Below are 16102 nucleotides of genomic sequence, written 5' to 3' on the forward strand. Positions count from 1 at the left end.
TTGTTTGGTTAGCCTTTCCCCTCTCCCCGCCTCCAACTCCTTTTGGGTGAACCCCCCGAACCCCCCCCTCCCCCTCCTCCTCCCCCCCCCCCCCCACCCCCCACCGGGCGGCACCAGGTGGTCCGTCAGTCCGCCGGGGCGATCCGGTACCCGCCGCGCGCCGAGTGGAGGGCGAGCGCCTCGACCGGGCAGAACTCGACCGCCTCGGCCAGCCCGTCCGTCAACTCTGCACCGCCGTCGGCGTATTCGGCCACCGGCTGGGCCCGTCCGTCGGCGTCCAGGGCCAGCGAGCGGGGGGCGCTCAGCGTGCACATCCCGGAGCCGATGCAGCGGTCCCGGTCGACCCGGACCACCACGGCCCCGGTCTCGGCGGAGCCCGTCACCAGGAGACCTGCAGCGCGTTGGGGCTGCGGGTGAGCAGCCCGCGCCGCCAGTCGATGCCGTCGGCCGGGCCGGCCATCCGCAGCGCGGGCAGTCGGCGGGCCAGCCGGTGCAGGGCGAGTTCGAGCTCCATCCGGGCCAGCCAGGCGCCCAGGCAGTGGTGCGGACCGGCGCCGAAGGTGAGCATCGGCGCGGCCAGCGGGGAGAACAGCTCGGTGCCGAGGTCCCCGGTGTAGACCGACGGGTCCTGGTTGGCGGCGTTGGCGTCGGCGGCCACCACGCTGCCGGCCGGGATCACCACCCCGCCGATCTCCACGTCCTCCACCGTGCGGCGCAGCAGTCCGGGCATGTGCTCCTGGGCGTCACCGAGCGGGACGGCGCGCAGGATCTGCTCGGTCGCTGCGGCGGCACTGGCCTCGTCGGAGGCGAGCCGCTGCCAGGCCTCCCGGCCGTCCTCCAGCAGGTAGACCAGGGCGTTGCCGAGGCTGGTCATGGTGGTCTCGTGCCCGGCCACCACCAGGCCGATGACCAGCGCGACCAGCTGCCCCTCGGTGATCGAGCCGTCCTCGGCGGCGGCCGCGAGCAGACCGCTGACCAGGTCCTCGCCGGGGGCGGCGCGGCGTTCGGCGATCACCTCGGCGCCGAAGGCGGCGAACTCGGTCATCGCGGTGCCGATCGCCTCGGCGGTGTAGGCGGTGGTGGACAGCGCGTGATCGCTCCAGTGTGCCAGCCGCTTGCTGTCGAGGTTGTCCAGGCCCATCAGGCGGCTGATCACCGCGACCGGCAGCGGACGGGTGTAGGCGGCGACGATGTCGGCGGGGGAGCCGTGGTCGATCAGCTCGTCGATCAGCGACTCGACCACCGAGGCCACCCAGGGCTTCCAGCGGGCGATCGCGCGCGGGGTGAACGCCCGCTGCACGGTGCGGCGCAGCCGCTGGTGCTCGGTGCCGTCGATGTTCAGCATGCTCTGCGGGTCGTCCAGGATGTTCGGCGTGACCGTGACCGGCGGCGCGTCCGACGCGTAGAGCGGGGCGCGGCCCAGGCGCGGGTCGGTGAGCACCTGTCGCACGTCGGCGTGCCGACTGACCAGCCAGACCGGGGTGCCGGTGGGCAGCGCGGCGAGCCGCGGCGGGCCGGGTTCCTGGTGGCGCAGGCAGTGCAGCGGGGGGAGCGGGGCGGTGCCGGTGCCGGCACCGGTCGCACTGTTCTCGGTGGACATCCGTACTCCAGACTCCAGGTCAGCGGGCCGCGCGCGGCGGTCCGACGGGGGGTGATCCGGGATCGTGCGGGGACGGGCGGTTCGGCCGGGCGGCTCGACTCAGGGCCGGGGTTCGGGTGGACCGGGGTGCGGGTGGGCCGGGAAACGCAGCTCGCGCAGGGGCGCGGGCCCGTGCGCGGGATGGCGCGAAACGTGCGGGGGCGTACGGCCGGTACGTGCCCGGCACGGGCGGCGCGCGGTGGCGTGCCGTCAGGTGGGGCGGGTGTGCTGAGCGTGGTCGCGTGGACCGCCTCTGCTACGACCGTACGTGGGCGGCGGGGCAGCCGTCTGCGGCACTTCCAGCCAACGGCGGTGCTTTCCGGGCAGTTCGTAGCACGCTGACGGGCGCTCAGCACCACCCACGCGCCCCTGGTGCCGAGCCGCGCCGGGGCGGGCGCCGCGTGAGACGCGGTCAGGCGGCGGATATGCGCCTGGCACGTGCGGTGAGCGGGATCACCCGACCCGCTCCGACGACGGCCGACCGGCCGGGCGCTACGCTTCGTGGGCAGAGCTACGGGAGTCCCTCTACAGTTCCTCTGCAGTCGTTCGTCGCAGGTCACGCCGGTGCAGAGCCGCACCGGCCGACGGAGGTGGAATCGGATGCCCCAGCAGGTCAAGGCAGTCATCGCGCGCGCCAAGGGCGCGCCCGTGGAGGTGACCACGATCGTGGTGCCGGACCCGGGGCCGGGCGAGGCGGTGGTCCGGATCCAGGCTTGCGGCGTCTGCCACACCGACCTCCACTACCGGGAGGGCGGCATCAACGACGAGTTCCCGTTCCTGCTCGGCCACGAGGCCGCGGGCATCGTGGAGTCGGTCGGCGAGGGCGTCACCGAGGTCGAGCCCGGCGACTTCGTCGTCCTCAACTGGCGCGCGGTGTGCGGCCAGTGCCGCGCCTGCAAGCGCGGCCGCCCGCAGTACTGCTTCAACACCCACAACGCCAAGCAGAAGATGACGCTGCTGGACGGCACCGAGCTGTCCCCGGCCCTGGGCATCGGCGCCTTCGCCGAGAAGACCCTGGTCGCGGCCGGCCAGTGCACCAAGGTCGACCCGACCGCCGAGCCGGCCGTCGCCGGCCTGCTGGGCTGCGGCGTGATGGCGGGCCTGGGCGCCGCGATCAACACCGGCAACGTCGGCCGGGGCGACTCGGTCGCCGTGATCGGCTGCGGCGGCGTCGGCGGCGCGGCCGTGATGGGCTCCCGGCTGGCGGGCGCGGCGAAGATCATCGCCGTCGACATCGACGACCGCAAGCTTGAGACGGCCCGTATGCTCGGGGCCACCCACACCGTCAACTCCCGTACCACCGACCCGGTCGAGGCGATCCGCGAACTCACCGGAGGCAACGGCGCGGACGTCGTGGTGGAGGCAGTCGGCCGCCCCGAGACGTACCGGCAGGCCTTCTACGCCCGCGACCTCGCCGGCACCGTCGTCCTGGTCGGCGTCCCGACCCCGGAGATGACCCTGGAACTGCCGCTGCTCGACGTCTTCGGCCGCGGGGGCGCCCTCAAGTCCTCCTGGTACGGCGACTGCCTGCCGTCCCGCGACTTCCCGATGCTGATCGACCTCTATCTCCAGGGCCGCCTGGACCTCCGCGCCTTCGTCACCGAGACCATCGAACTCGACGCGGTGGAGCAGGCCTTCGAGCGCATGCACCAGGGCGACGTCCTCCGCTCGGTGGTGATCCTGTGACCGCTGCGCGCATCGACCGGCTGGTCACCGCCGGGACCTTCGAGCTGGACGGCGGCAGCTGGGAGGTGGAGAACAACGTCTGGATCGTCGGCGACGACCAGGAGGCGGTGGTGATCGACGCCGCGCACGACGCGACGGCGATCGAGGCGGCGCTCGGTGGGCGCCGGCTGGTGGCGATCGTGTCCACCCACGCGCACAACGACCACATCGACGCCGCCCCGGCCCTCGCCGAGCGCACCGGGGCGCCGATCCTGCTGCACCCGGACGACCTGCCGCTGTGGAAGCTCACCCACCCCGAGCGGCTCCCGGACGGCGAACTCGCCGACGGGCAGCGGATCGAGGTGGCCGGCACCGGGCTGACCGTGCTGCACACCCCGGGGCACGCGCCGGGCGCGGTCTGCCTGTACGCGCCGGAGCTGGGCACCGTGTTCACCGGGGACACCCTGTTCCAGGGCGGTCCGGGTGCGACGGGGCGCTCGTTCTCGCACTTCCCGACCATCATCGAGTCGATCCGCGAGCGGCTGCTCTCGCTCCCGGCCGAGACGGTGGTGCGCACCGGCCACGGTGACCCGACCACGATCGGTGCCGAGGCCCCGGCCCTGTCGGAGTGGATCGCGCGCGGGCACTGAGCCGGCGGTCCTGGCGCCGGTCCTGATGCCGCCGGTCCTGATGCCGCTACGGCCCCCGGGACGTTGATCGTCTCCCGGGGGCCGTACGATCCCGATCATGGCCCATGACCCGCGCGACCTCGACGAAGCCTTCCTCGCCTTCTGGCGCGAGCGGCACATCTCCACCCTGACCACCACCCGCCCGGACGGTTCGCCGCACGTGGTGCCGGTCGGCGTGACCTTCGAGCCGAAGACGGGCACCGCGAGGGTGATCACCAGCCGCACCAGCCGCAAGGCGCGCAACGTCGCGGCGGCCGGGGCGGAGGGCCTGCGGGTCGCGGTCTGTCAGGTGGACCGGGCCCGCTGGTCCACCCTGGAGGGCGTCGCGGTGGTGCGCGACGAGCCCGAGCAGGTCGCCGACGCGGAGCGGCGCTACGCCGAGCGCTACCGCACGCCCCGGGAGAACCCGGACCGGGTGGTCATCGAGATCGCCGTGGAGCGCGTCCTCGGCCGCGCCTGAGAGCTCGCGCGACGGTCACTCCGCGAGCGCCGGGGCGATCCGGCGCAGCACCGACGGCCAGCCCTGCGCCATGCCCTGGTGGGCCTGCCGGCCCATCGGGGTGTCCAGGTCGAAGCCCGCGTGCTCCAGCAGCAGCCGCGTCCCGTGCCCCTCGGGCACCAGCCGCCAGGTGACGGTGGTGTCCAGCGACCCCTCGGCGAAGCTGTACTTCAGCAGCCGCTCCACCTCCACCTCGACCACCTCGCAGGGCTGCTGCCCCCACGGCCCCATGTCCAGCGTGAACCGGTGCCCCACCACCGCCTTCACGTCCCCGGCGGCCCACCACCGCGCGTGCAGCTCCGGATCGGTCAGCGCCTCCCACACCCGCGCCGGCGGGTACGGCAGGAACTCGTCGCAGTTGATCGCGGCCTTCTCGGTCATGAACTCTCCTCGTCCAGGAGCTCGCGCAGCGAACGCATCCGCGCCCGCCAGTAGTGCTCGAAGGGGTGGAGCCACGCCTCGACCTCGGCGAGCGGGGCGGGCTCCAGGTGGTAGTAGCGGTGCCGCCCCCTCGGCTCCTCGCGCACCAGTCGGGCGTTCCGGAGCACCGCGAGGTGCTCGGAGACGGCCGGCCGGCTGAGCTCGAACTCCCCGGCCAGCTCGCCTGCCGCCCGGGGACCGTCCCGCAGGCTCTCCAACAGCTTCCGCCGTACGGGGTTGGCCAGCGCGCTGAAGACATCGACATCCGCCATGGCCCCACTATGTGTCGGAGATCGCCGACATGTCAACTTCTTCCGACGCATCCCGCTGCTTTCAGTCAGTCGGCGACATCAAACCGACCCGGCCGCTCTTCCTGCGGCACGAATGGCTCGACCCCTGGCACCACCTGCCCCGCGAGGAGTGGAACCTCCAGCAGGGCCAACTCGGGGGCACCACAACGGCATCGCCTCCCTGCCCGAATGCCGTGGCCGCCCTGGAGACCGCCGACGAATTCGAGGCGGCGGGCGAAGTGTCAAGGGAGCGTCAGTCGATCGCCGTACGGCCGCTCTTACGTCGATCAGACCTTCGCCCGCATGGGCTAGCCCGTCCCCAGTACCGCAACACGCGGTGTGAGAGGGCGAGTTGGTGTCCAGCATTCGTTCGGGGACGACGCGCGGGGCCGACGGCCGCCGGCTGTTCTCGGTGAACGGCACCAGCGCCGGCGCGGCCGACATCATCGGCCCCGCTGCCGACACCGCCACCGCGCACATCAGGCTGACCCCCGGCTACGCCGACCTGCCCGACCCGCGGATCAGCGCGGACGGCACCCGGCTCTACGTGGCCGACAGCGAGCCGTCGGGGGCCTCGGTGCTCGCCTTCGACACCACCTCGGTCCAGGTCCCGGCCCCCGCGCCGGCCCCGCGCCGCGCGCGGCGAACGCAACCCCAAGGCCCCCTTTGATAGGGGCAAAAATTTACTTTTCAACCTTAATATCAATGCCCTACCGGTGATTTGATCTACGAATCACAGGTGTGGAAGGCTGGCTTCGGCGCGCCGTTACTGGGAGGTAACTCGGCGTGCCGTCATCGCGCGGACGCCCAGGGGGAGTGGTCGGCGTCGCGCGACACGGTCGGAGAACGCACCCGGGGGCATCGCGTGCGGTCCGTCCTCCGACCCTGAAGCCCGGAAGGCCGGGAAAGCCCGGAAGAGTTGGAAAGTGGGGAGCGTCATGGGCAATGGTCTCGATGTGACGAGCTTGCAGAGCGAGCTCGAGGACCTCTGGAAGCGGCGGGACGAGGTCCCGCTGCAGTCCGCCGAGGCGGTGGCCGCCGTCGACGCGGCGATCGGCCTGCTGGACACCGGCCGTGCGCGGGTGGCCGAACTGCTGGACGGCGAGGTCGTGGTGCACGAGTGGCTGAAGAACGCGATCCTGCTGCTCTACAAGCAGGCCTCGCCGCAGCCCTCGCAGTTCGGCCCCTTCCAGTGCGCCGACAAGATTCCGCTGAAGAGCACGATCGACGGCGTCCAGGTGTCGCCGGGCGCGGTCATCCGACGGGGCAGCTACCAGGAGCCCGGCGCCGTGGTGATGCCGAGTCACATCGGCATCGGCTCGTACGTCGGCGAGGGCACCCTGGTGGACTCCTGGGTCGGCATCGGCTCCTGCGCCCAGATCGGCCGCAACGTCCACCTGTCCGGGGGAGTCGGACTGGGCGGCATGATCGAGCCCCCCATGGCCAAGCCGGTGGTGATCGAGGACGACGCCTTCATCGGCGCCCGCTCGATGGTCTACAGCGGCGCCCGGGTAGGGGAGGGCGCGCTGCTGGGCGCCGGAGCCCTGCTGACCGACACGATCCCGGTGATCGACGCCGCCACCGGCGAGGAGCTCAGCCGCGGCGAGGTGCCGCCGTGGACGGTCGCCGTCCCCGCCAACCGCCCGCGCGAGTTCGCCGGCGGCACCTTCGGACTGCCCTGCCTGCTGGTCATCAAGCACCTGAAGAAGGGCGAGCGCCACGACAAGGCCAAGCTCAACGACGCCGTGCGCACCCAGCCGCCCGCCACGCTCACCCTCTGACGCCTCTTCACGGAAAGCCCATCCCATGCCCGCCACCGGCATCCGTCCGCTCCTGGACCGTCACCCCGAACTCTCCGACCTAGCCGTCAAGTTGACGGTATTTCTGGACACCCACCTGCCCGAACCCGGCTGCGAGGGCGACCCCCGCCCCGACTGGCTCGCCCTGCGCGCCCAAGCCGCGGCCGCGGGGCTCACCGGCATCGACGTCACCTTCCCCGACGAGCAGGGGGAGCAGGGCGAGCCCGGCGAACCGCGCGGACGCGTGGCCCAGGGGATGGCCATGTTCCTCGCCGGGCAGCGCGACTGCGACGCCCGCGAGATCTTCAGCACCGGACACGCCGCGATGCCGCTGCGCTACGGTTCGCCCGCGCTCGTCCGCCACACCCGCGAAAAGGTCGTCGGCGAGGGCAAGTTGGCGGGCATCGCGTCCAGCGAGCCGCACTCGGGCTCGGACCTGCGGGGCTTTCGCACCGTCCTGGTCGACCACGGCGACCACTTCACGCTCTCCGGATCCAAGGGCCTGATCAGTCGGGTCGAGGAGGCCTACGGCTTCGTCGTCTTCTGCAAGCTCGTCGACCGCGCCGACGCCGGCCGCATCGACCTGCGCGACGTGCCGCTGTCTGCGGTGTGGGTGCCGGCCGACGCCGCCGGCGTGCTCACCGAGACCACCGATCCGATGGGCATGCGCGGCTGGAGCTTCGGCCACCTGCACTTCGTCGACACCCGCCTGGACAAGGACTTCCTGCTCGGTGAACCCGGCGCCGGCCGCCGGATCTTCGACACGCACTTCTCCGCCTGGCGCCTGATGATGTCGCTGGTCTGCCTCGGCGCCGCCGCCGCGGCGATCCAGGAGTCCGCGGCCCGCACCCGCGCCCGCACCGTCGCCCGGATGCCGCTCGCGGCGATCCCGTCCGTCGCCGCCCGCCTGGGCACCGCCGCCGCCGAGGTCGAGGCCGCCACCGCCTGGTGCTTCGCGCTACTGGAGCGCATCGACCAGGGCGAGACCGACGTCGCCACCTGCTCCGCCGCCAAGGCGCTGGCCACCGACGCCGCCTACCGGGCCGTCGACCTCGCCCTCCAGCTGCACGGCAGCGAGGGCTACACCAAGCACACCCCGATGGAGAAGCGCCTGCGAGACATCCGCGGGCTGCGCATCGCCGACGGGCCCAACGACACGCTCTACAGCGTGCTGGCCCACGCCCTGCTGGCCGAGGACCGGCAGACCGGGGACACAAACGCCGGGGACGCACGGCTCCTGGCCCACCGCTGACCCCTCGTCGCCCAGCACTCCATCGAACCGAGGCGCAAAGAACCACACATGTCACCAACCTCGCCCTACCGGACCGAAGTCGTCGACATCCTCGACGAGTTGGGGGCCGACCCCGACCGCCCGGCCCTGGTCCACCGGGGACGCACCACCACCGCCGGGGACCTGCGCGACCTCGCCCACCGGCTGGCACACGCCCTACGCGCCCGCGGCCTCGACCGCCACCACACGGTCACGCTGCTGACCGGCAACCGGCCCGAGGCGATCGCCGCGCGCTACGCCGCCAACCTGGTCGGCTGCCGGACCAACCAGCTCTACACCAGGCTGCCGGCCGACACGCAGGCCGCCATGGTCCGGGACGTCGAGACGCACACGCTGATCGTCGACCCCGAACACGCCGTCCGCGCCACCGACATCACCGGGCGCACGGACATCGAGGCCGTCCTCGTCCTCGGCCCCACCACGGACGGCCCCACCACGGAGGCCACCGACCTGCTGGCCCTCGCCGCCGCCGAGAGTGCCGACCCGTTCACCAGCCGGGCCCGGCCGGGTGACGTCCGCACCATCCGCCACTCCGGCGGCACCACCGGCCACTCCAAGGGCATCTGCATCAGCTACGGCCAGGTCCGCCGCTTCGGCCCCGACCTGCCCACCGCCGACCCGGCGGGCCCGCCGCGCCTGCTGGTGTGCACCACCATCGCGCACGCCGCAGGCCAGATGACCGACAAGGTGCTGCGGGCCGGCGGCAGCGCGGTGCTGCTCGACGAGTTCGACCCGGCCGCCGTCCTGACCGCCATCGAACAGGAACGCATCACCGACCTGTTCCTGATGCCCCCGCTGCTCTACCAGCTGCTGGACCACCCGCAGTCCGGGCACACCGACACCACCAGCCTGCGCCGCCTCACCTACGGCGGCTGCCAGGCCTCACCGGCCCGTCTCACCGACGCGGTCCGCCGCTTCGGCCCGGTCCTCGTCCAGCTCTACGGACAGCACGAGGCGGGCATCGTCAGCGTCCTCGACACCGGCGACCACGACCCGGCCCGCCCGCACCTGCTGCACTCGGTCGGCCGGATCGCCCCCGGCTACCGGGTCGCGATCCGCGACGAGCAGGGCCGCGACCTGCCCGCCGGCCGGCACGGCGAGGTGTGCATCGCCTCGGACAGCCTGATGCAGGGCTACTGGAAGCAGCCCGAACTGACCGCAGCCACCCTCAAGGACGGCTGGCTGCACAGCGGCGACGTCGGATACCAGGACGACGAGGGCTACCTCTACATCGTCGACCGGCTGAAGGACCTGATCAACACCGGCGCCGGCCACGTCTACACCTCCGAGGTGGAGGACCTGCTCAACTCCCACCCCCAGGTGCACCAGAGCGCGGTCTTCGGCGCCCCCGACGCCAACCGGATCGAACGAGTCCACGCCGTCGTCGTCCCCGTCCCCGGCACCCGCCCCGATCCGCAGGAGCTGCGCACCCTGGTCCGCACCCGTCGCGGCCCGCTGCACGAGCCCGCCCACGTCACCTTCCTCGCGGAACTGCCGCTCACCGACGCGGGAAAGCCCGACAAGAAGCTCCTGCGCCGCCAGGCGGCCGCCCGGTAGCGCGAAACCGGATCCCGCCCCGACCGTGGGGGCGGGATCCGTCGGGGTGTGGGGGCGGAACCGTCAGGGCCGCAGTCCGCGTCCTGTGACTGCCGGGGTTCACCAAAAGGCCCAGGCCCCTTGCCAATTCGTTCGACGTGCCATCACATATCTTCCACGCACACTGCCGGCCGCAGCCGGCGTGCTGACCGGCGCCGGACGTCGGCCGACGGAGTACTGGTGACCCGCAACGAAACCATCGGAGGACGCCTGATGCGGCTTCGCGGAACCACGGCAATACTCGCCCTCGCCACCGTGGTGGCGGCGGCCCTCACGACGGGCGGGGGCGCCCGGCCGGCCGCCACGCGGACCACCGCGGCCACCGGCCCGCTGGCCTCGCCCCCGCCGAGTCTCGCGGCCGACACCGCTTCCGCCTCGGACCCGTCCTGCAAGGCGAGCAAGTACCCCCCGAAGAAGGATCCCTCCGGGCCGACCATCAAGGCGATCCAGGCCCGCGGGACGATCAACATCGGCGTGGACCTGAACGACTACGAATGGGGATTCCTGGGCCCGGACGGCGCCACACCCCAGGGATTCGACATCGACCTCGCGAAGGCGATTGTCGCCTCGCTGGGAAACCCGAAGGTCAACTGGGTCGCACTCGACGACGCCCAACGCCAACCGCGCCTCAAGGCCACCGGCGACCAGCACGTCGATCTGGTCGTGCACACCATGACGATCACCTGCAAACGGAGCCAGGACGTGGCCATGTCCACGGTCTACTTCGAAGCCGGACAGCGGGTCCTGATACCGGCCGCGAAGGCCGAACAGGGTGAGAGCGGGCCCGACGCGATGAAGGGACGGCGTGTGTGCGTCGCCGCAGGCTCCACCGCCGAGACCCTGCTGGAACCGGACACCGCGCTGCCGGCGCCCCAGCAGAAGTACAAGGTGGCCGCACTCGACAAGCGGGACCAGGAGCTGGACTGCCTGGTCCAGCTCGAACTCGGCAACGACGACGCGATCGTCACCGACGACGCCATCGCCTACGGCCTGGCCGCCCAGGACCCGCAAACCACCGTGGTCGGCGACCAACTCTCCGACGAGCCCTACGGCGTCGCCATCTCACCCGGCGAACCGGACCTCGCCTCCTGGGTCAACCAGGTCCTGGAGGACTACCGCGGGAGCGGCGCCTGGCAGCAGAGCTACGACCATTGGCTCAAGCCCAACGTCCCCGGCCACCCCGAATTGGAGCCACCCGCGGCGCAGTACTCCAACTCGTGACCCCAGTACGGAACATGATCCTCTCAGGGGAGAGCAGGGCAGGACAGGGCGGGGCCTCCGCGGGGCTCAGCCGATGCCCGTGAGCCTCCACGGGCGCACGGTGTCGTCCGAACCGGCGATGGCCAGGGTGGTGCCGTCCGGGCGGTATGGGTGAGGGGGGGCGCGGTCGGCCGGTGGTTGCCGGCCGCTACCGGCTGATGGCTGACGTCGGTGAGGTGGGCGATCGCCCGAGCACGTTGTCCTGGCTGCCCTACCGGGATCACCCGCCAGCGGGAACCACCACTGCTCGGCCCGGCAACCGATCTGGCTACGACTGCAGGGCGGGGGTGTTCCTGATGAAGCTGTCGAACCCCAGCGGGGGGCGCCCGAGCAGCTCGGCGACGTCGTTCGTGGCCCGGTCGTACCGGTTCTCGCGGTGCAGCCGCGCCATCGTGGCGATGTGCTCGAAGACGTGGGGCGGCAGGTCCAGCTCCTTGAGGTCGCGTTCCAGCCACTCCTCGTACGGCACGTCGACGTAGGTCACGGTACGGCCCAGGGCAGTGGAGAACTCGGCCGCGATGGTCGCCATGTCGCGGGAGCGCGCTCCGGTCAGTTCGTAGACGCGGCCGGACTGCGGAGCCGGGTCGAGCAGGAGGCGTGCGATGACCTCCGCCACATCGGCTGCGGCGACCGGCGAAGTCCGGGCGGAGCCGAACGGGAGGCGGATCGTGCGGTCCCGCAGGATCGAGGCGACAGCGACCCGGGCGAAGAGCGGATTCTCCATGAACACCGTGGGCCGGACATGGACGACCGGCACCCCCGACCAGTCGAGGACGTGCTCGGCCAGCCAGTGCAGTCGCTGCTGCCGGGATTCGGCGTCGCTGGTGAGGTCCATCTGGGAGACCGTCATCTGCGAGATGCTCACCAGCAGTTCGAGACCGCCACCTTCCCGCGCGGCCGCGGCGACCGTCGTCGCGGCCTCCAGGTACGCGGGCGACACGCTCATCCCGAAGTAGGCCCGGCGGCAGCCCGCCAGTGCCTCCACCACGTCGGCGCCGCGTGTGAGATCGCCGACCACCACCTCCACGCCGACCATGGCCCGTAGAGCCGAGGCCCGTTCGTCGTCGTGGTGGACAAGAGCCCGGACGGGCACGCCCTCGGCGTGCAACCGGTCGAGGACCGTTCGTCCGACTCCGCCGACGCCGCCACCAACGCCGGTGACAAGGACGAGTTGGGAATGCATCGTCGATCGCCTCCTGTCCTCCGGACCAGGCGTCCGGTCCGCTCGGACGGCACTGCGGGCTGTCCGGCGCGTCACCCGCGCGGCCACGGCCGGGTCGTCTCCTCCTTCACCGTACCTGCGGCAGCGGTACGCCGCAGGCCCGTCGGTGGCGGTCGGTTCACGGGCACCCGGTCACGGGCAACGGACCCCGCATCGACCCCGGTCCTACGCGGTTGCCAGGTGCGTGGGCATCGCGCCGCCGAGTAGCCTGATCAACTGAGCGAGCAGAGCGTCGAGTTCGCGACCGACGTCGGAGATCCGCTCGTCGTGGTAGCTGGCGAACAGCAGGCTGGGCTGGTCGACCGCCAGTTTCGTGTCGCCGTCGGGGTCGGCGTAGAGGAGAGTGCGCAGCGGCGCGTGCAGCATGACCGACGGGTCGTGACGGAACATGCGTTCGGCGATGGTGTGGTTGCCCATCAGGTACTGCGTGGCCTTCCAGCGGGAGGGCGATCCGGCCATCAGGGCGGTGAGGTCGCCGCGGTAGTAGCGCATGAACCCGTACGGGGCGTTGATCTCGGCGAGTTCGAGCGTGGCGTCCCAGGAGGCCATCTGGAAGAAGCGGGCCTGATCGACCTCCGGGACGAGGGTCTCGTACTGCTCGCGGGCGGCGTCGTACGGCTGCGGGAGTGCCACGAGGAGGCGCCGGGCGGGGTGGTCGACGGTCGTGGTGTGCATGGTCATGGCTGTGCTTCCTCCGTGCCGGAGCGGACCAGTTCCACGTGGTGGATGTCGAGGGTGATGGACGGCAGGTTGAGGTTCACGCTGTTGTCGGGGTTGCGGCGGAAGACGCGCCGGCGGGTCGCCACCAGCAGGCCGTCGAAGGACCTGTGGCGGCTGGTGTAGTGGCCGACCAGGGTGCTGCCGTTGACTTCGGCGATGTAGTCCATGCGTCGTCGCAGGACTGTGGGTGGCGATCTCGGCCGGGAAGCGCATGTGCACCTCCACCAAGGTTGACCGAAGCGTGCGCTTCCGGCTCGCTCAGGCGGTGGGGAGCGGTGCGGCGGCGAGGTCTGCTGGAGCCGGCCACGGATCGCACGACCTTGATCGACTTCTGCTAGCCGTCCGTCCGCTTGATCCACTCGCTGCCTCCCAGCGGGTAGTCGTAGCCGGGGCGGTTGACGTCGGCGCTGGTGCGGAAGGGGGTGCCCCTGTTGTCGATCGGGATGGTGCCGCGGCGGTCGCCGCTGGACCAGTCCAGTGTGAGGTCCCACCGGACGTCGTGCGCCTTGGTGTGCGCGGTGACGTAGAAGACCTCGGGGTCGGACTTGCTGACCTTGTACGGGAAGTCGCGCTGGCCGCCCTTGACGGTGATCACGGGACTGCCCCTGTCGAGGTCGATGTCGAAGGACTTGGTCTCGACCCCGCCGCCGCAGCCGACGCCCATCGAGTAGTCGTTCCAGGCGAGCGGCGCGCCCTTGGCCGTGATCCGTACGTGCAACGCCTCCAGGACGACCGTGTCCGCTCCGGTGCCCTGGACGGTGAGGGCGACCTGCTGCTCGCCGGAGGAGACCGCACCGTAGGCGGCGGCCCAGCGCGGGGCGTCGCGCTCGGTGGCGGGCGGCCCGACCTGGGCGGGCGCGCTGTTGACGAGGAAGTGCTGGCTGCACGGGTCGGCGTAGACGTACGGGCGAGTGCCGACAGTGAGCGGCGCGGGCGCGTCGGCGGGCTGGGCGGGGGTGGACGGGCTCGGGGTGGACGGGCTCGGAGTCGTCGTCGCGGTTGCCGGGGCAGTGAACGTCGGGGTCACAGTCCCGGTGGCGGAGGCAGCGGGGGCGGAGAGGGACGGTTCCGGCACGGCCGCCATGCCCGTCGCCGCAGCCGTGGCGCCGGCCGTCTGCCGCCCGCCCGCATCGTTCCCGCCATCCCGGACCGTGGGACGCGCGACGATCATCACTACGGCCAGCACGGCGACGCCCGCGGCGGAGGCGATCAGCGCGCTACGGTGGCGCCGCCGCCGAACGGGCTCCGCCACCGCCCCGACGACCGGCGCCCCGCCCGTCTCTTCCGCGGTGGGTTCAACCGGGGCGACCGGGGCGGCCTGGGGCTCCGCGACCGGAGTCGGGGCCTGAACCGGGACTGGGGCCGGCGTTCGCTCCACAGTCCGGTCTGTCCGGCGCCCTCGGGCCGCGTCCGCCAGGATCCAGCTCCGGTGCAGTTCCACGAGCTCTTCCGGGGTCGCCCGGCACACCCGCGCGAAGCGCTCCGCCGACATGTACTCATGGGGCAGCGCCGTGCCGTTGCAGTAGCGGTGCAGCGTCGACGTGCTCATGTGCAGCCGCTTGGCCAGCGTTCCGTAGCTCAGGCCCGAGCGGGTCTTGAGCTCGCGTAACAGCCGCGCGAACTCCTCCGTCTCGGCGGCCCCCGTGCCCTCCGACACCCGTCCCCTCCGTTCCCCCGGTGTCCCGTTCCAGCGTTCCAGGCTCGTCCCACTTCCGCTGATCAGAGCCTCGTTCGCCGTTCCACCCTACCCATCGTGCCGCCAGGCGTGGCGGCCGGGACGGATCGCTCCGCAGGCTTCGGTCATCCGATCGACGCACCACCCGAGCGCATGCCGAAAGGGGCACGACCACATGTCCGTCCGTACCTCCCGCACCCGTCTGATCACCGCTGCCGCGAGCGTCGCGCTCGCCGCCTTCTCGATCACCGCGTGCAGCGACAGCGGAGACATCGGGACGGCAACCGGCCCGTCGCGCAGGGCCACCGTGCCCGCCGCGGCGCCTGCCTCACCGACGACGCCCTCGGCGTCCGCCGTCCCGTCCGACGGCGCCGGTGGCACCACCGGCAAGGCCCCGGCCACCGCACCCGCGCCGCCCACCGCTTCCAAGCCCGCCGCGAACACCCCGGCACCGAAGGCTTCCTCAGCTCCCCCGGCCGCCAAGCCGACCACCTGCGAGGGCTCCAACACCAAGACCACCGCCGCCCCGCTGAACCGACCCGTGAACCACATGCTGCTCACGGTCACCAACACCGGCTCCGGCACCTGCTACCTCTACGGCTACCCGGCCGTCCAGTTCGGCGAGGCGCAGTCCGTGCCCCCGGTCATCACCGACTCGAAGCCGCAGGCCGTCGTCACGCTCAAGCCCGGCGAGTCCGGCTACGCCTCCGTCAACCTGTCCTCCACCGACGGCAGCAACGGCTCGAACGGCCGCACCGCGACGTCCCTGGCCGTCTACTTCAGCGGCCCCTCCGGCAGCGAGAGCGTCGGCGCGGGGGCCCACCCGTCGCTGCCCACGAAGGGCGTCTACGTGGACGACTCCCTCACGGTCACCTACTGGCAGCAGTCGCTGGACGACGCCGTCTCCTGGTGACCCCGGCAACACCCGAACGGCCGACAGCACCCAGCCCGAAAGCAGGCACGCCACCATGTGCAACACACCCCGCAGGATCGCCCGGCTCCTGGCCGTCCACATCGGCTCGGCCTGCCAGGTCCTCCTCCTCGGCGATCCGGACGGCCCGGGCCTCGGGCGGGAAGCCGCCGTCACCCGGCGCTGACGCCCGAGCGCCGAGACAGGTCGTTTGGGGGTGGGGGTGGGGGAGTGCGGCGCGCCGCCGCGTGGGTGGACCGCCGCGTACGAGGGCGGTTCCAGTACGTGCTGATCGCCGCCGACAAGGTCTGACCGGCGGCTGACCGGTACCTGACCACGACACCGAAACCGGACCGCCCGGTCGTCGGCTCATCCCGTCCGACAACCAAGTGGGCCCGGGGCGGCTGGGAGTGTGGGGCTTCTTGGC

General features: G+C 72.1%; 18 protein-coding genes. 10 read left to right on the top strand and 8 right to left on the bottom strand.

The window, feature by feature from the left end:
• Nucleotides 1-125 precede the first annotated feature (125 nt).
• Both ACFQ87_RS27195 and ACFQ87_RS27200 read right to left on the bottom strand, forming a co-directional pair.
• On the bottom strand, nucleotides 126-383 hold the full coding sequence (locus ACFQ87_RS27195) for a ferredoxin (protein WP_380613449.1): 258 nt from the start codon (nucleotides 381-383) through the stop codon (nucleotides 126-128).
• On the bottom strand, nucleotides 380-1600 hold the full coding sequence (locus ACFQ87_RS27200; RefSeq protein ID WP_380613451.1) for a cytochrome P450: 1221 nt from the start codon (nucleotides 1598-1600) through the stop codon (nucleotides 380-382). The genes ACFQ87_RS27195 and ACFQ87_RS27200 overlap by 4 nt, the downstream gene beginning before the upstream one ends.
• A gap of 639 nt (nucleotides 1601-2239) precedes the next feature.
• Between ACFQ87_RS27200 and ACFQ87_RS27205 the strand changes: the two genes are divergently transcribed.
• The 3 genes from ACFQ87_RS27205 to ACFQ87_RS27215 all read left to right on the top strand — a co-directional run bounded on the left by ACFQ87_RS27205 (nucleotide 2240) and on the right by ACFQ87_RS27215 (nucleotide 4453).
• On the top strand, nucleotides 2240-3325 hold the full coding sequence (locus ACFQ87_RS27205; protein ID WP_380613452.1) for an S-(hydroxymethyl)mycothiol dehydrogenase: 1086 nt from the start codon (nucleotides 2240-2242) through the stop codon (nucleotides 3323-3325).
• Entirely contained in the window at nucleotides 3322-3954 is a 633-nt protein-coding gene (locus ACFQ87_RS27210) for an MBL fold metallo-hydrolase (RefSeq protein WP_380613453.1), read from the top strand. Before ACFQ87_RS27205 ends, ACFQ87_RS27210 begins: the two co-directional genes overlap by 4 nt.
• Before the next feature lie 97 nt (nucleotides 3955-4051).
• Entirely contained in the window at nucleotides 4052-4453 is a 402-nt protein-coding gene (locus tag ACFQ87_RS27215; protein WP_380613454.1) for a pyridoxamine 5'-phosphate oxidase family protein, read from the top strand.
• Between the two features lie 15 nt (nucleotides 4454-4468).
• Here ACFQ87_RS27215 and ACFQ87_RS27220 read toward each other — a convergent pair whose 3' ends face one another.
• Together ACFQ87_RS27220 and ACFQ87_RS27225 are read right to left on the bottom strand one after the other, a co-directional pair.
• Nucleotides 4469-4873, bottom strand: a complete 405-nt coding sequence (locus ACFQ87_RS27220) for an SRPBCC domain-containing protein (RefSeq protein WP_380613455.1) — start codon at nucleotides 4871-4873, stop codon at nucleotides 4469-4471.
• Nucleotides 4870-5184, bottom strand: a complete 315-nt coding sequence (locus ACFQ87_RS27225) for a metalloregulator ArsR/SmtB family transcription factor (RefSeq protein WP_380613456.1) — start codon at nucleotides 5182-5184, stop codon at nucleotides 4870-4872. Before ACFQ87_RS27225 ends, ACFQ87_RS27220 begins: the two co-directional genes overlap by 4 nt.
• Nucleotides 5185-5557: 373 nt before the next feature.
• On the opposite strand from ACFQ87_RS27225, the gene ACFQ87_RS27230 reads away from it, so the two are divergent.
• The 5 genes from ACFQ87_RS27230 to ACFQ87_RS27250 all read left to right on the top strand — a co-directional run bounded on the left by ACFQ87_RS27230 (nucleotide 5558) and on the right by ACFQ87_RS27250 (nucleotide 11109).
• Nucleotides 5558-5872 carry a hypothetical protein gene (locus tag ACFQ87_RS27230; RefSeq protein WP_380613457.1) on the top strand — a complete coding sequence of 105 codons (315 nt, stop codon included), beginning with the start codon at nucleotides 5558-5560 and terminating at the stop codon, nucleotides 5870-5872.
• 295 nt (nucleotides 5873-6167) lie between these two features.
• Nucleotides 6168-6983: a 2,3,4,5-tetrahydropyridine-2,6-dicarboxylate N-succinyltransferase gene (locus ACFQ87_RS27235; protein WP_380613458.1), complete on the top strand. Its 816-nt coding sequence runs from the start codon at nucleotides 6168-6170 to the stop codon at nucleotides 6981-6983.
• Between the two features lie 25 nt (nucleotides 6984-7008).
• Complete coding sequence (locus tag ACFQ87_RS27240) at nucleotides 7009-8253, top strand: acyl-CoA dehydrogenase family protein (protein ID WP_380613459.1); 1245 nt, start codon at nucleotides 7009-7011, stop codon at nucleotides 8251-8253.
• Between the two features lie 48 nt (nucleotides 8254-8301).
• On the top strand, nucleotides 8302-9849 hold the full coding sequence (locus tag ACFQ87_RS27245) for an AMP-binding protein (RefSeq protein WP_380613460.1): 1548 nt from the start codon (nucleotides 8302-8304) through the stop codon (nucleotides 9847-9849).
• A 219-nt stretch (nucleotides 9850-10068) separates the two neighbouring features.
• Complete coding sequence (locus ACFQ87_RS27250) at nucleotides 10069-11109, top strand: transporter substrate-binding domain-containing protein (protein ID WP_380613461.1); 1041 nt, start codon at nucleotides 10069-10071, stop codon at nucleotides 11107-11109.
• 307 nt (nucleotides 11110-11416) lie between these two features.
• Here ACFQ87_RS27250 and ACFQ87_RS27255 read toward each other — a convergent pair whose 3' ends face one another.
• From ACFQ87_RS27255 to ACFQ87_RS27270, 4 genes are all read right to left on the bottom strand, one after another.
• On the bottom strand, nucleotides 11417-12331 hold the full coding sequence (locus ACFQ87_RS27255; protein WP_380613462.1) for an NAD(P)H-binding protein: 915 nt from the start codon (nucleotides 12329-12331) through the stop codon (nucleotides 11417-11419).
• A gap of 204 nt (nucleotides 12332-12535) precedes the next feature.
• Nucleotides 12536-13051 carry a DUF302 domain-containing protein gene (locus ACFQ87_RS27260; protein WP_380613463.1) on the bottom strand — a complete coding sequence of 172 codons (516 nt, stop codon included), beginning with the start codon at nucleotides 13049-13051 and terminating at the stop codon, nucleotides 12536-12538.
• A complete protein-coding gene (locus tag ACFQ87_RS27265; protein ID WP_380613464.1) occupies nucleotides 13048-13257 on the bottom strand; it encodes a hypothetical protein in 210 nt (69 codons plus the stop codon). The genes ACFQ87_RS27260 and ACFQ87_RS27265 overlap by 4 nt, the downstream gene beginning before the upstream one ends.
• Nucleotides 13258-13424: 167 nt before the next feature.
• Complete coding sequence (locus ACFQ87_RS27270; protein ID WP_380613465.1) at nucleotides 13425-14747, bottom strand: helix-turn-helix domain-containing protein; 1323 nt, start codon at nucleotides 14745-14747, stop codon at nucleotides 13425-13427.
• Between the two features lie 193 nt (nucleotides 14748-14940).
• Between ACFQ87_RS27270 and ACFQ87_RS27275 the strand changes: the two genes are divergently transcribed.
• On the top strand, nucleotides 14941-15678 hold the full coding sequence (locus tag ACFQ87_RS27275; RefSeq protein WP_380613466.1) for a DUF4232 domain-containing protein: 738 nt from the start codon (nucleotides 14941-14943) through the stop codon (nucleotides 15676-15678).
• Between the two features lie 55 nt (nucleotides 15679-15733).
• On the top strand, nucleotides 15734-15862 hold the full coding sequence (locus tag ACFQ87_RS27280; RefSeq protein WP_380613467.1) for a hypothetical protein: 129 nt from the start codon (nucleotides 15734-15736) through the stop codon (nucleotides 15860-15862).
• The last annotated feature ends 240 nt before the right edge of the window (nucleotides 15863-16102 follow it).

The organism is Kitasatospora sp. NPDC056531 (genome assembly GCF_042794375.1).
Taxonomy (GTDB): Bacteria; Actinomycetota; Actinomycetes; order Streptomycetales; family Streptomycetaceae; genus Kitasatospora.